At 72.0% G+C, this 14,051-nt stretch carries 11 protein-coding genes and 2 tRNA genes; 3 read left to right on the top strand and 10 right to left on the bottom strand.

Annotated features, from left to right (window positions below; genetic code table 11):
* Positions 1–12: 12 nt before the first annotated feature.
* The 5 genes from DEA06_RS13945 to DEA06_RS13925 form a co-directional block, all read right to left on the bottom strand.
* On the bottom strand, positions 13–1,062 hold the full coding sequence (locus tag DEA06_RS13945; protein ID WP_205781291.1) for a LacI family DNA-binding transcriptional regulator: 1,050 nt from the start codon (positions 1,060–1,062) through the stop codon (positions 13–15).
* Between the two features lie 551 nt (positions 1,063–1,613).
* Positions 1,614–1,690 (bottom strand) — tRNA-Met (locus DEA06_RS13940).
* Between the two features lie 34 nt (positions 1,691–1,724).
* A tRNA-Thr gene (locus tag DEA06_RS13935) sits at positions 1,725–1,796 on the bottom strand.
* Positions 1,797–1,860: 64 nt separating this feature from the next.
* Positions 1,861–3,135, bottom strand: a complete 1,275-nt coding sequence (locus DEA06_RS13930; RefSeq protein WP_116648609.1) for a M23 family metallopeptidase — start codon at positions 3,133–3,135, stop codon at positions 1,861–1,863.
* Positions 3,136–3,371: 236 nt separating this feature from the next.
* The gene (locus DEA06_RS13925; RefSeq protein ID WP_116648608.1) at positions 3,372–4,181 is read right to left on the bottom strand and encodes an inositol monophosphatase family protein; all 810 of its coding nucleotides are present in this window, start codon (positions 4,179–4,181) and stop codon (positions 3,372–3,374) included.
* 637 nt (positions 4,182–4,818) lie between these two features.
* Here DEA06_RS13925 and DEA06_RS13920 point away from each other — a divergent pair.
* Positions 4,819–6,429 (top strand): NAD(P)/FAD-dependent oxidoreductase, encoded by a 1,611-nt coding sequence (locus DEA06_RS13920; protein WP_116648607.1) that lies wholly within the window; start codon positions 4,819–4,821, stop codon positions 6,427–6,429.
* A 76-nt stretch (positions 6,430–6,505) separates the two neighbouring features.
* Here the strand turns inward: DEA06_RS13920 and DEA06_RS13915 are convergent, their stop codons facing one another.
* The 5 genes from DEA06_RS13915 to aztB all read right to left on the bottom strand — a co-directional run bounded on the left by DEA06_RS13915 (position 6,506) and on the right by aztB (position 12,042).
* The gene (locus DEA06_RS13915; RefSeq protein ID WP_116648606.1) at positions 6,506–7,489 is read right to left on the bottom strand and encodes a hypothetical protein; all 984 of its coding nucleotides are present in this window, start codon (positions 7,487–7,489) and stop codon (positions 6,506–6,508) included.
* A 275-nt stretch (positions 7,490–7,764) separates the two neighbouring features.
* On the bottom strand, positions 7,765–8,967 hold the full coding sequence (aztD, locus tag DEA06_RS13910) for a zinc metallochaperone AztD (protein ID WP_116648605.1): 1,203 nt from the start codon (positions 8,965–8,967) through the stop codon (positions 7,765–7,767).
* A 32-nt stretch (positions 8,968–8,999) separates the two neighbouring features.
* Positions 9,000–9,908, bottom strand: a complete 909-nt coding sequence (aztC, locus tag DEA06_RS13905) for a zinc ABC transporter substrate-binding protein AztC (protein ID WP_116648680.1) — start codon at positions 9,906–9,908, stop codon at positions 9,000–9,002.
* Positions 9,909–9,910: 2 nt separating this feature from the next.
* Entirely contained in the window at positions 9,911–11,152 is a 1,242-nt protein-coding gene (locus DEA06_RS13900; RefSeq protein ID WP_240606962.1) for an ABC transporter, read from the bottom strand.
* Positions 11,149–12,042 carry a zinc ABC transporter permease AztB gene (aztB, locus tag DEA06_RS13895; RefSeq protein ID WP_116648604.1) on the bottom strand — a complete coding sequence of 298 codons (894 nt, stop codon included), beginning with the start codon at positions 12,040–12,042 and terminating at the stop codon, positions 11,149–11,151. Before aztB ends, DEA06_RS13900 begins: the two co-directional genes overlap by 4 nt.
* Positions 12,043–12,096: 54 nt before the next feature.
* Here aztB and aztA point away from each other — a divergent pair, with 54 nt between their 5' ends.
* Positions 12,097–12,741: a zinc ABC transporter ATP-binding protein AztA gene (aztA, locus tag DEA06_RS13890; RefSeq protein WP_116648603.1), complete on the top strand. Its 645-nt coding sequence runs from the start codon at positions 12,097–12,099 to the stop codon at positions 12,739–12,741.
* A 253-nt stretch (positions 12,742–12,994) separates the two neighbouring features.
* Complete coding sequence (locus DEA06_RS13885) at positions 12,995–14,032, top strand: FUSC family protein (RefSeq protein ID WP_165818019.1); 1,038 nt, start codon at positions 12,995–12,997, stop codon at positions 14,030–14,032.
* Positions 14,033–14,051: the final 19 nt, after the last annotated feature.

The raw sequence follows: 14,051 nt of genomic DNA, 5'->3' as shown, positions 1-14,051 counted from the left end.
AAGCGCTTCAGTTTAGCGTTGCACCACGGCGCTGCGACCGACCGTGCTCTCCCGCGCGACGATGGCCGGCTCCAGCATCACGGTCTGGTGGACATGCTCGTCGCGGGACGTCGAGATCTCGTCGATGAGGAGACGCAAGCCTTCGCGCCCCATCTCGAGTCCACGCATCTGCACCGAGGTGAGGGAGATCGTGCCGCCCCAGGCCGCCGAGTTGTGGTCGCATCCCATCACGGCGATGTCGGAGGGAACCGCGACGCCGGCCCCGTTGAAGACTTGGATGATCGCCATCCCGAGCAGATCGGTGACGGCGATGACGCCGTCCGGTCGATCCGCCGGGGGGCGCCCGATGATGGCCCGACCCACCTCGGCGCCACTGGGCGGGTCGAGGGTCTCGGTGGGGATCTCCTCGAGCGTCACCCGCCCGCCCGCCTCCTCGACCGCGCGTCGCGCGCCCGCGCGCCTCAGGTGCACGGGCTGGAGATTGTCCCGCCCGCCGATGAAGGCCAACCTGGTACGTCCGAGGCTGATGAGATGCTGCGCGGCGAGGTAGCCGACGAGCTCGTTGTCGACGAGGACCCGGCACGTGTCGTCGTCGCCGTCGTCGTAGTTCAACACCACGACGGGCCGGCCGTGCCGCCGAACGCGGTCGATCGATGCCCGCGAATCCTGCATCGGCGCGAGAAGTATGCCGGCGACGCGCGACCCGTCGAAGAAGCTGAGGCTTGCGTCCTGCGACTCGAGTTTGTTGTCGCTGTTCGCGATCATCACGTTCAGGCCGGTCTCCTCAGCGAAGTTCTGCGCGCCGCGAGCGATGTCGACGAAGAGCGAGTTGCTGATGTCGATGACGGAGAGCCCGATCGTTCGAGATCGGCCGCCCGCGAGGTCGCGGGCGTTGGTGTTGCGCACGAAGCCGAGTTCGTCGATGACGTCCCGTACGCGCTGAACCGTTTCGGGGCTGACCTTCTCGGGATAGTTGAGGACGTTGGAGACGGTGCCGAGTGCGACGCCGGCGCGGCGCGCGACGTCGGTCATACTCGGCGGTCGAAGCCGTGGCATCGTCATGAGCCGAATGTACCCTCCGCGTTGGCGTGGCCGGGGTGACGCCGGAGCCACGCGGCACGGTCGTCGATACCCTCTCGAACCCGAGAATACCGTTCGCAACGCCCGAGACTGAAGCGCTTCAACGCGCGCGACTCTCGGATGGCGGCGAGGAATGTGCGAGAAGGCGAGAAAATCACACGGCACCGGATGAACATCCGATGCCGGTGAGGCTGAACGCTCCCGACCCGCTGGGAACGAGCGACGACCCACCACGAGAGAGGAAGTCATCATGCGTGCAGATGAGCAAGGAGCAGATTCGCGATTCGACGGGGCATCCGACAGCGATGCATCGCCGTTGCTGCTCGACTTCCGCTGGACACCGTCAGATCGATGCTCCCGGGACGACGCTTCGCAGAAGTCATCTAGACGAGGACACGACGCACCGAGCGCAAGCCACGGCCGCGGCCACGACAGGAGGCAAAACAAAAACGGCACCGGATCGATCTCCAGTGCCGTTGAGACGGGACGCCCCGACCGTTATCTTCAGGTCGTTCGTTCGAGTAAAACCAACTTGGTAGCGGGAGCGGGGCTTGAACCCGCGACCTCACGATTATGAGTCGTGCGCTCTCACCAACTGAGCTACCCCGCCGCACAGCATCCGGTGGAGTGACATGGATGCTTCGAGCCCCGAGACAGGTTTGAACTGTCGACCCCTTCCTTACCATGGAAGTGCTCTACCACTGAGCTATCGGGGCGTACCCAGCGATGCTGGGCAACTAGAAGAGAATACCAGAGCCGCGGCATCCTCAAGAAATCGAGTCAGCCTCCGGCGTGCTCCCGGAGCCACGGGATCGGGTCGATGGCGGTCGTGCCGCCCGCGAGGATCTCGAAGTGCGTGTGCGCGCCGAACGAACGGCCCGTGTTGCCGGTGTTGCCGACGACGGTTCCGACGGTGACCTTCTCGCCCGCCGAGACCTTCAGCGACCCGTACTGCATGTGGGCGTAGCGGCTCGAGACGAGTTCGCCGTCGATGATGTGATCGATCACGACCGTGACGCCGTACGCGCCGCCCGACTCGGTCGCGATCCGCACCGTGCCGTCGGCGATCGCCTGCACCGGTGAGCCGGCGCCCGGCACGAAGTCGGCACCCTCGTGCATCTTGCCCGAGCGCATGCCGAAGCCGTAGGTGATCGGCACGCCCACCGAGAACGGCCACTGGATGGCCGCCGTCGGGTCATTGACGAAGAAGTCGGAGAAGTTCGTGATGCCCGAGTCGGCGGCGATCTTCGCCATCGACGCCGCCTCATACCCGTCGGTGCGCTCCAGCGAACCGGCCTGCACGTCGGCGGGGGCGACATAGGCCTGGATCTCGCCCGGCTCGCGCGCAAGGTCCGAGGCGACGAGGAGGTTCGCGCTGGTGGACGACGAGCCTTGGGCCGCGGCGACCGCCCCGACCGGGGTCGTCATGCCGACGGCCATGAGCCCGACGACGCCGAAGACGCCGATCGAGAAAGAGGCGGTCGCGACGCGCTTGAACGACAGGAGCCCCTGGCGACGTGCGGGCACATGCGGGGCCTCGGCGGGAACGTCATCGGCGAGAGCCTCGGCGGCGACCTGCACGGGAGTCTCGCCGGTGAAGGCGAACAGACGGGCAGCGGCCTCGAACTCGTCGAGCGCCTCCTGCGCCTGGGCCTCGGCGGCGGCCTCTGCCGAGGCGATGTCGGCGGCGAGGGCTTCATCGGCGGCGAGCGCTTCATCGGCTGCGGCGGCGGCGAAGGCGATGGGGCCGTTCGACGCGTCGCCCGGCGTCAGCAGCTCGAAGACCGCGGGGGTCTCACGAGGGGGCCGCACGCGTGAGCGACGCGATGCGGCGGGCAAGACGATCGGTGACGTCGGCAGCAGCGTGGGCGTCGGCGCGACCGTGACGGCGACGACGGCCTCCGAGGCGGGAACGGGTGCGGCGGGAGCCTCGGCGGCGCGGGCCACACGGCGGCGCGCGGGGGCGAGAGGGGCGGATGCGGCGGGTCGGGGCTCGATCGCGGTCTCAGCCGCGGGCGAACCCTGGGCGAGGCGACGCAGCTCGGCTCGCGTCAACTGCCGCGGCTCGGCGGCGGCGGGCGCCGCGGAGGGGCGAGTCGACCGTCGCGTGCGAGCGGGCTCGACTTCGGGGGTTTCGGACAACGCGCAGAGTGCTCTCGGGTCGTGTCGCAGGCGCGACGGAATCGGGCTTTTCGGGGCGTCTCCGCCGTTCGGGCGACGAAGATAACGATCGGGTAAACACTACATCGGACGCCCTGGGAATGCCATGTGGGCGACCCCGGCCGACGGGCTCAGTAGTCGATCAGGGCGTCGAGCCGTGGGAAAAGCCCTGGTCCGGCGACGATCGTCATTTCTCGCCCCGGAACACCGCCCGGACTCCCCGCCACCACGGCACCGGCCTCGGTGGCGAGCAGTGCGGCCGCGGCGTGGTCCCAGGGCTGGAGTCCGCGCTCGTAATAGCCGTCCAGACGCCCCGCGGCGACGTAGGCAATGTCGAGCGAGGCGGCACCGATGCGGCGGATGTCGCGCGCGATCGGCATGATGCGCGCCTGCTGTTCGAGCGCCGCTGCGTGGGTGGCGGGGTCGTAGCCGAAACCGGTCGCCAGCAGTGCCCCGGCCGGGCCGACCTCGTCGTTGACGTGGAGTCGGTGCTCTCCCAGCCAGGCGCCGCCCCCGCGGGAAGCGCGGAAGAGTTCTCCAACGACCGGGTTGTAGACGACGCCGGCAAGGGCGGTCCAGGTCGCCGTGTCGGGCTCCCCGTCGCCGTCCGCCACCTCGACGGCGGCGATGCTGACGGCCCAGGCCGGGATGCCGTAGGCGTAGTTCACGGTGCCGTCGATCGGATCGACGACCCAGGTGATCCCCGTGCTGCCCCGCCCCGCGCCGCCTTCCTCGCCGAAGAAGCCGTCATCCGGGCGCGCGGCGGCGATCCGGTCGCGCACGAGCGTCTCAACCTCCCGGTCGGCCTCGGTGACGATGTCGGCGAGCGCCGACTTGGTCGCCGCGATCGTGACGCCCTCGGTGCGGCGCCGGTGCGCCAGCTCCCCCGCTTCGAGGGCGATGTCGACGGCCAGGCTCAGCAGCTCGCTCGGAGAGGTCATGCCTCCACGCTACTGCGGCGCGCAGCATCCGTCCTCGTTCCTCCCTCCCTGCGACCCGCCCGATCCCCTCCCACCCTCGGCCGTCCCCCCGGGCCCTGCCGCCCCAGCCCCCGCCCCGACCCCGGCCGGTCCCCTCCTCCCGGGCCTCAGCCCCCGCCCGGCGCACTCCCCCCGGGCCCCCGGACCCCCGGGCCTCCGGACCCCCGGGGCCCTGCCGCCCTAGCCCGCGCCCCGGCCCCCGGCCCGAACTCAGGATGAGCAGACCCGCCGCGGGGTCACACCCCCGAGATGCCGCGGGCCCTTCGCCGCGCCGCGCGATCCATCCTGAGTTGGAGCAGCACGACCCGGCGGTACCGCCGGAACCGAGGTAACAACACCCCCGGACCGCGTCAGCCCGGGCCTGGCGACCTGAGGCCTGCGCGGTCGCGGGCGCGCTGCACGAACTCAGGATCAGCCGATCGTCCCGGAGTTCCGACCGCGGAATGGCGGGCATCGCGGGGGCGGAGCGCGCATCCATCCTGAGTACGGTCGAGAAGCGCGCGAGCAGCGCGGGTCGGAGCCGCCCCGCGCCGCCTGCACGACCGACGGGCGCCTCGCAAGCCGTGGACCGACGCGGCACGGTGGGTACCGTGGAGGCATGAGCCGCGCACCCTTCGCCCGCACGCACGACGTGGTCATCGTCGGAGGGGGCCACAATGCGCTCGTCGCCGCCGCGTACCTGGCACGGGCGGGGCGCAGCGTCGTCGTGCTCGAGCGCCTCGGTGCCGTCGGCGGAGCGGCGGTGTCGGAGCGCCCGTGGGCGGGCGTGGATGCGTCGCTGTCGCGCTACTCGTACCTCGTGAGCCTGCTCCCCCGCCGCATCATCGATGACCTCGGCCTGCGCATCGACCTGCGGCGCCGACGGTTCTCGTCGTACACGCCCGACCCGGCCGACCCGGGCCGCGGCATCCTCGTCGACACGGCGGATGCGGCGGCCACCGAGGCCTCGTTCGCCCGCACCGTGGGCGACCCCGACGAGGCCGCCCGCTACGCGGCGTTCACGTCGCGGATGGGGCCGCTGGCGCGCGCGGTGTTTCCGTCGATGACCGAACCCCTCACCACGGCGACGGCCATGCGCGAGCGGCTGGGTGACGACGCCCTGTGGACCGACGTCGTCGAGCGTCCGTTGGGCACCGTGCTGCGGCGCTCGCTCGAGTCGAACCTCGCCCGCGGCATTGCCCTCACCGACGGGCTCATCGGCACCTTCGCGTCGGCCGACGATCCCTCCCTCGACCAGAACCGATGCTTCCTGTACCACGTGATCGGGGGCGGCACGGGCGACTGGGACGTACCCGTCGGCGGCATGGGACGCGTCTCGGCCGAGCTCGAACGCGCCGCGCGCGAGGCCGGCGCCGAGGTGCGGGTGAACGCCGACGTGACCTCGGTGACCCCCGACGGCGAGGTGCACGTCGACGGCCGCGATCCCGAGGTTCTGCGCGGACGCCTCGTGCTCAGCGGCGTCGGGCGCGACGTGCTCGAACGCCTGCTGGCCGCGGGCGCCGCCGCCCACGTCACTCCCCCGCCGACTCCCGCACCCCCGGTCGCCGAGGGGGCGCAGGTCAAGGTGAACATGCTGCTGCGGCGACTTCCTCGGCTGCACGACGCGACGGTCGCCCCCGAGGCGGCGTTCGCCGGCACGTTCCACGTGAACGAGACGATGACCCAGCTCGACACGGCCTACGCCCAGGCCGTGGCCGGTCGCGTACCGTCACCGCTTCCGGCCGAGATCTACTGCCACTCCCTCACCGACCCTTCGATCCTCGGCCCCGACCTGCGCGCCGAGGGCGCTCAGACCCTGACCCTGTTCGGACTGCAGGTTCCGCACCGACTGGTCGAGGGAACGGATGCCGCGGCGAGCCGCGCCGCGCTGCTGGCCGCAGCGCAGCGCTCGCTCGATTCGGTGCTGGCCGAGCCGATCGCCGACGTCGTCTACGAGGCGCCCGACGGCAGCCCGTGCATCGAGGCGCGCACGACCGCTGACCTCGAACGGTCGCTCGGAATGGTCGGGGGCGACATCTTCCACGGCCCGCTCTCGTGGCCGTGGGCCGACGACGGCGCCGATCTCGACCGCCCGGCAGCCCGCTGGGGCGTCGAGAGCGGACACGAACGTGTACTGCTGTGCGGGTCATCGGCCCGTCGCGGCGGCGCGGTGAGCGGCGTCGGCGGTCACAACGCGGCGATGGCCGCCCTGGAGCTGCTGGGCGCCTGACGCCCACACGCGAGGTGCCCCGTTCCGGACCTCCCGATCAGCGGTGGGCCCGGAACGGGGTAACGGTCGACGGCGTTCAGCTCGGGGGCATCGGGGGCGGCGGCGGGAAGCCCTGGTAGCCGGCCGGCGGGGCGGGCGGCTGAGGAGCCTCCTTCTGCTCGACCGGCGGATGCTGCGGCGCGGGCTGGCTCGGCTGGCCGGTGTAGTACGCGTTCCAGTCGGGCGAGCCGTCGAGCAGCACCGGGAGCGGGGTGACCCCGTCGGCGTAGGTCGGCCACGGCTGCGCCGCAGGCTGCGCGGGGTGCGCGTACCCCGGGGTCTGCTGCTGCGGGTAGCCGGGGGCGTACCCGGGCGCCTGCGCGACCGGCGCGTACCCCGACGCGTCGGGCACCGGCCGCTCGCGCTTGGGGGCGAACAGCGCGTTCACGAGCGGCACCAGCGCGGTGCCGACGGCAGCGAGGATCGTCACGGCGACGACGATGCGCCAGTAGAGGTCGTGGAAGTCGATGAACTCGTGGAAGGTGAGCGGCAGCACGAGCAGCACCGCGAGGACGGCGACGAGGCCGATGGTGACGAAACCGGTGGCGCGGGTGAAGGCGGTGCGGTTGCGCGCCATCGCCTTGGCGAACAGCCGGACGTGGAGCACGGCGAGCTGCAGCACGAGGATGATCGCGAGGAACGACACGAAGCGCCCGAAGCCGCCCGTATAGTCGAAGGGGTCGACGGGCATCCAGATGAGGAATGCTCCGAGTAGCAGCGTCACGACCCAGACGACCATGCTCGTCAGGGCGAACCAGTCGGGGCGGCGCGGGGCGAGATGCGTCTCGAGGATCGCCACGCCGGCGAACGCGGCGAGCAGCAGGATCGTGAGGAACGCCCGGCCGATCAACCCGTTCTCGGGGCCGACGAGCACCCAGATGACGCAGACGACGGCCGCGGCGATGAGCGCGAAGATCGCCACCCATATCGCCCAGCGCAGAAGCTGTGGGCGCGGTGCGCCGTGGTCGGCCGCTGGAGCGGGCTGCCCCGAGTACGGGGACGGTGAGTGGGGAGCGGTCATGGTGTCCTCCTCCGCGAGGGAATCGCTCCCATCCTGTCACGCGCCTCGTTCCGCGACCGGTGCCGCACGGCATCCGTGAAGTCCGGCGCGCGAACGCCGCCTGGGGAGGAGACGACGCGCCGTCGCTTCGCGCTCAGAACCCAGGAAGGAACGGCTGCGACAACGCGCACGCCGACCGCCGACCGCGTTCCTTCCTGGATTCTGGGCACCACGGGCTCCGAACGGCCGGGAGCGACGCGCCGCTCGCGACGGGGATGCCCCCGGCCGAAGGGGCGTCAGCCCGCGGCCACCGCGATCTCGTTCGGCGTCACCGCGAGCTCGCCCGTCGCGACGATCTCGCCGGTGGTGAGATCGACCGCGTGCACGGCGTTCTCGGCGGGCTCCGTCACGTAGGCGATGTCGCCCGCGACCACGATCGCCGGGTGCGCGTCCTGCCACTCGACCGGGCTCTCCCAGGGCTCGACGACAGGGAACGCGTCGATGATCTCGCCGGTGGCGGGGTCGAGCACGTGGATCGATCCGTCGGCCGACAGGATGTAGGCGAGGTCGCCGGGGCCGCGCGCGACGTCGCGGAAGGTGTACTCGACGCCCTCGGGTAGGTCGACGACCTCGTAGGTGCCGGCGTCGGTGTCGATCAGCGTCACCGCGTGCAGCAGGTATCCCTCCGCGTCGGGGTCGTTCTTGTAGTCGCCGACGACGAGCGGGCTCGTCTCGCTGACGTACGCATTGCCCATCCGGCCGTACGGCTGGTCGGGCGCGGTGAGCTTCGTGATCTCGCCGTCGCGGTACAGCAGCGCGCCGTCCTCGCAGCCGAAGACCACGGCCTCGTTCACCGCGGTGCCCTCGCCGTGCACGCCCGGGCAGTCGGCGCTCTCGGCCACGGTGGCGCCCGACGCATCCTTCGCGATGATCCCGGTGCGCCCGTCGGCGTTCCCGACCGTGGTGAGGAACGTGCCGTCCTCCAGCACGAGCGACACACCGTGGTGCGCGTCGACGCCCGCGATCGTCTCGACCTCGGGAAGGGCGTCGGATGCTGCGAGCTCGGCGGTGTCGAACACGGTCGTGTCGCTCGTCCCGTCGGCGTACAGGATCGTCTTGCCGCCGTGGCGCACGACGTGACCGGGCTTGTCTGCCGCGAACACCCGGTCGGTCAGCTCGGCCTGATCGGTCGAACCCGCACCGGTGTCGAGCACCTGGAAGCCCTCGCTCATCGTGACCATCACGTGCCGGCCGTCGCCGGCCGGGTTCAGGCGGGTGAACTCCTCGCTGGTGAGATCGGCGACGGTCTCGAGGGTGTCACCGTCGAGAACGAGGATGCCGCCCTCGTACGCGACGGCGACGCGCGCGCCCGCCTCGGGGGTAGCGCTGGAGGCCGCGCCGGGGCCGCTCGCGGTCGGCGTCGAGCAGGCCGCCAGCGTCACGGCGGCGCCGAGCGCGACGGCCGTCAGGCCGATTCTTCGTGCGGTGGGGAGGTGCATGGATGCTTCTCTTTCTCTCGGTGTGCGGATTCTCAGGGCGAGAGTCCGCCGGCGATGCGCTGCGTGTTGACGCGCATCATGGTCAGGTAGTCGGGGGCGGCGCCCTCCGGCTCGGTGAGCGATTCGGTGAAGAGCTCGACGACGTCGACGTGCACGTCGGCCTCGCTCGCGAGGGCCTGCACCAGCCGGTCGGGCGACGACGATTCCGCGAAGATGGCGGGCACGCCGGTCTGCTCGACGGCCTTGACCAGGTCGGCGAGGTCGGACGCACTGGGCGCGGCCAGCGTCGTGCCGCCGGGGATCACGGCCCCGATCACGGCGAAGTCGAACCGATCGGCGAGGTAGCCGAACACGTGGTGATTGGTCACCAGCGCCCGCCGCTCGTCGGGGATCGCCGCGAACGCCTCCGTCATCTCGGCGTCGAGCTGCTCGAGCTGCGCCCGGTACGCCTCGGCGCGCACGGCGAGGGCCGCCGCATCCATCCCGTCGATCTGGGCGAGCGCGGGTTCGAGGGCGTCGACGACGTCGATCATGCGGGCGGGGTCGGTCCAGAAGTGCGAGTCGGGCGTGCCGTGCGCGTCGGCTCCGGCGTAGGCGAGCACGTCGATCGCGTCGCCGGCGACGAAGGTCGGCACACCGTCGGCGGCGGCCGCATCGAGGTGCTGCTGCAGCCCCTCCTCGAGCCCGAGGCCGTTCGAGACGACGAGGTCGGCCGAGCGCACACGGGCTGCCTCCTGCGCCGAGATCTCGAACGAGTGCGGGTCGGCGTTCGGCTTCATCAGGGTGAGCACCTCGCCCTGGTCCCCGACGAGTTCGCCGACGACGTCGCCGAGGATGTTCGTCGACACCACGACGAGCGGCCGGTCTGCGCCGCCGCCCGGCGCGCACGCGGAGAGGACGGCCAGCAGGGCGACGGCGGCGAGCGCGCCCATCCGACGCACGGTCATCGCCCCGTCTCCGCGACGAACGCCGGGGCCGAGGCCGTCTCGAACGTGCGGGCGAGGCGCGCGCCGTCGGCGAAGTCGATCTCGAACATCCGGTGCTCGGACGGCGCGCTGAGGTAGGCGCGCTGCTGGTCGGCGATCAGCACGGGCGCGGCCCCCGTCGAGAGCGAGTCGGCGACGAGGGGTTCGGTCGCGGCGAGCTGTGCGCCCGTCGCGGCCTCGAGCACCAGCATCCGTCCGTCCTTGGCGAGCGCGAGCACGTGCCCGTCGGCGTCGTCGACCGCGGTCACCGCGGCGAGCGGCGCGGGTGCGGGCAGCAGCGTCCACTCGCGCGCGCGGGTGTCGAGCAGCCAGACGGCGCTGTCGCCGGCGAGCGCGGCGACGGTCGGCCGCCCCTCGCGGTTCGCGAACGCCTCGGCGCGGGGCGCGGTCGTTCCCTGCGGGTAGGGGATGCGTTCGATCGCCACCCCGCCCGTGGCGGCGGTGGCGAGAAGCGCGCCGTCGCCGCATCCGACCACCGCGCCGACGCGGGTCGTGATGGCGCCCCGGGGGTCGACGCACGCCGCACTCTCACCGGTGGGCGCGCCGTCGGCCGACCGCACGGCGACCTCGCCACCCCGCGCCACGAGGGCGAACGAGCCGACCGGCACCACGAGACCGCCGTCGTCGTCGCGGAACCGCTCGACGACCTCGCCCTTCGACAACGCCTCGGTGTCGAGCAGCACCGACTCGCCCGAGCCCGCGAAGAACAGGCCCGTGCCGCCGGTCGTCGACGAGTTCGTCGTGGCGACGGTGACCGGCCCCTCCCCCTCGACGGTACCGAGCAGGCGAGGTTCGGCGCGGTAGTAGTGGAAGTGATCGACGTGGTCCCAGGTCCACACGCCGCTGTCGACGATCTGCACCCCGTCGGCCGTCTCGACGAACAGGTATCGCCCGTCGGTCGTCATGCCGACCGGCGGCGCGGTGGAGCCGAGGTCGGTGACGCTCTCGTCGAGCAGGTCGAGGTGGCGCACGGCACCGTCGGCATCGACGGAGGTGAGCCCGAGGGCGGGCTCCGCGAGCTCGACGGCGCCGGCGATCTCGCCGTGGCCGTCGCCGGCCTCGGTCGAGGCCGGTTTCCCGGGCGCGGCGCCCGCGCAGGAGGCGAGGGCGAGAGAGCCGACGAGGGCGAGGGCGAGGGGAACGATGCGGGAGCGCACGGGGTCCTTTCGGGAGGGGATGACGGATGCGGCGCCGATCACGCGAGCGCACCCGTCCGGTGGGCGTCGACTCCGGCTCGACGCGGGCGGGCACCCCGCGAGCGCATCGCGTCGACGGCGGCACGAGCGGCGCCCGACAGCGCCGCGAACGCGATGGCGGCGGCGGCGATCGAGGCGCCCGCCGCCGTGGCTGCGTGCCACGACACGAGCAACCCCGCGAACACGGCGACGACCCCGAGGGCGGCGGCGAGCAGCATCCGCGTGGGGATGCGCGTGGTCCACGGACTCGCGGCGACGGCGGGGGCCAGCAGCAAACCGACGACGAGCAGCGACCCGACAGCCTGGTACGAGGCGACGACGGCGAGGGTGACGAGCCCGACGAGCACCGCCTGAGCGAGGCGGGGGCGCAGCCCCAGCACCGCGGCGACCCGGGGGTCGAGCGCGAGGGCGACGAGAGAACGATGGAACGCCGCGGCGACGATCAAGCCGACGACGGTCGCGCCGGCCAGCAGCGCCAGGTCGACCGGTGCGATCGCGAGGATGTCGCCGAAGAGGATCGACGTCGCATCGGTGGCGAAGCTGCCCGAGTGCGAGATGACGATCACTCCGAGCGCGAGCATGGCGACGAAGAGCAGGCCGATGCTCGTGTCGTACGACAGTTTCCCGCGGCGCTGGACGGCGGCGATGCCGAGACTCATCGCGACAGCGCTGAGAGCCCCGCCCACGAGCACGGGGGCCCCGAGCACGGTCGCGAGGGCCACGCCGGGAAGCATGCCGTGGGCGAGCGCCTCACCGAGGAAGGCCATGCCGCGCACGATCACCCACGTGCCGACGATGCCGCAGAGGATCGCGACGAGGGCTCCGCCGGCGAAGGCGCGCTGCACGAAGTCGAGGGCGAAGGGCGCGAGGAGCGCGTCGGTCGGAACAGTCACGAGTCACGACCGTAGCTTTATTGAGAACGATTCTCAAACTCATATGATGGGCGAATGCCTCTCCTCCCCACGCTCACCGAGCACGTCGCCCGACTGCGCGCCGTGCACGTCGTCTTCGGCGGCCGCGAAGCCCTCTGCCACGTCGACCTCGACATCGCCCCCGGCGCGATCACGGCGATCGCGGGGCCGAACGGCGCCGGCAAATCCACGCTGATCGAGGTTCTCGCGGGCACCCGCCCGCCGTCGTCCGGCGAGCGCGCCGTTCGGGGCACCATGGCTTTCGTCCCGCAGCGCACGACGGCGTCCGACCGCCTGCCGGTATCGGTGCGCGACGTCGTCGCGGTGGGCACCTGGGGTGCGCTCGGCCCCTGGCGCAGACCGGATGCGGCGGCCCGCGCGGCCATCGACGAAGCCCTGCGGCGGCTCGCGATCGAGGGCCTGTCGCAGCATCCGTTCGCCTCGCTCTCGGGAGGGCAGCGCCAGCGGGCGCTGCTCGCGCAGGGCCTCGCCCGCGGCGCCGACCTGGTGCTGCTCGACGAGCCGACCACCGGGCTCGACGCCGAAAGCGGCACGCTCATCCGGGCTGCCATGCGCTCGGAGGCCGACCGCGGCGCGGCAGTGGTGTGCGTCTCGCACGACCCGGCGGTGCTCGCCGCGGCCGACCGGGTGGTGCGCCTCGACGCCGGTCGCATCGTGTGACCGCACCTAGCGGTTTCCGGGCACCACCGCAACGGCCGCCGTGCGCCCTCGCGCACCCCGCACAATCGCAGCATGCACTTCGCGGACCTGCCCACCGAACCGATCGATATCGCCGAACTCATCGCCTCCGAACAACCGCGCTGAGTTCGCCCCCTCACGAAGACCCTCGACCATGAGCCGGGGGTCTTCGTCGTTTCCTGGCGAGTGGGAGCGCACCGCCCGGTCGCGCGAGGCCCGCGCCTAGGCTGGGTCGGTGAAAGACTCCCGAGGACGCGTGTGGACCGGCGTCCTCCGTGTCGCACCCCATCAGGGCGACCACCGAGCCGCTCTCCGCGCGGCGGTCAGCATCGCCGTGCCCCTCGTCGTGCTGTGGGGTATCGGGCGAGTCGATCTCAGCATCTACGCGAGCTTCGGAGCCTTCGCCTCGCTCTACGGCCGCCACGATCCGTTCCGCGACCGCATTCGCATGCAGGCGGGCGCCGGCGCCATGATGATCGCGGCGATGCTCTGCGGAACGGCCCTGTCGGTGATCGGCGCACCCGCCGTCGTCAGCGTCGTCGTCGTCGCCGCGATCGCCTCGGGGGTGACGCTGCTCAGCTACGCGCTGAGATGGCACCCACCGGGCGCCCTGTTCCCGGTGTTCGCCACCGGCGCCTGCGCCACCATTCCCGCCACCGCGTCGTCGTTCCTCTCGGTGCTGGGGGTCGCCTCACTCAGCGTGCTGTTCTCCCTCGCGGTCACCTCGACCGTTGCGCTCGCCCTTCGCCGCGCACCCGTCACGGGCGGGAGGGAACGCCAGACCGTGGGCGCGGTCGCGTGGGAGATGACGCTCACCGTCGGCATCGCCACGCTCGCGGCCGGGATCGCCGCGCTCCTCATCGTGGGGTCGCACTGGTACTGGGCGATGGTCGGCGCCGTCGCCGCCGTGAGCGGGGCCCGCACGTCGGCGCGTGTGATCCGCGGCATCCAGCGCCTGCTCGGAACACTGCTCGGAGTTCTCGTCGCCGCCGCCGTCCTCGGTCTCGCGCTGCCCCCACTCGCGGTGATCGCGATCGTGGTGCTGCTGCAGACCGCGGCCGAGCTGTTCATCGGTCGCAACTACGGAATCGCGATGGTGTTCGTGACCCCGCTGGCCCTGCTCATGGTGTCGCTCGCGTCGCCGACGCCCGCCGACGTGCTCCTTCGCGACCGTGTGGTCGACACGATCATCGGCGTCGCGATCGGAACGGTGGTCGCCGTGGCCTCGGCGGCACTCCGCCGGGCGCACGGGAGCAGCACCCGGCCCGCTTGACGCCGAGCCCGGCCCGGGG

The organism is Microbacterium sp. Gd 4-13, assembly GCF_003095395.1.
Classification (GTDB): domain Bacteria; phylum Actinomycetota; class Actinomycetes; order Actinomycetales; family Microbacteriaceae; genus Microbacterium.
This window is presented reverse-complemented; position numbering and strand designations above follow the sequence as displayed.

Bases quoted from the DNA above. Each gene is read 5' to 3' on its own strand.
- aztD (WP_116648605.1), bottom strand. From the start codon at position 8,967: ATGCACCTCCCCACCGCACGAAGAATCGGCCTGACGGCCGTCGCGCTC.
- DEA06_RS13920 (WP_116648607.1), top strand. From the start codon at position 4,819: ATGAGCCGCGCACCCTTCGCCCGCACGCACGACGTGGTCATCGTCGGA.
- DEA06_RS13915 (WP_116648606.1), bottom strand. From the start codon at position 7,489: ATGACCGCTCCCCACTCACCGTCCCCGTACTCGGGGCAGCCCGCTCCA.
- DEA06_RS13945 (WP_205781291.1), bottom strand. From the start codon at position 1,062: ATGACGATGCCACGGCTTCGACCGCCGAGTATGACCGACGTCGCGCGC.
- aztA (WP_116648603.1), top strand. From the start codon at position 12,097: ATGCCTCTCCTCCCCACGCTCACCGAGCACGTCGCCCGACTGCGCGCC.
- DEA06_RS13925 (WP_116648608.1), bottom strand. From the start codon at position 4,181: ATGACCTCTCCGAGCGAGCTGCTGAGCCTGGCCGTCGACATCGCCCTC.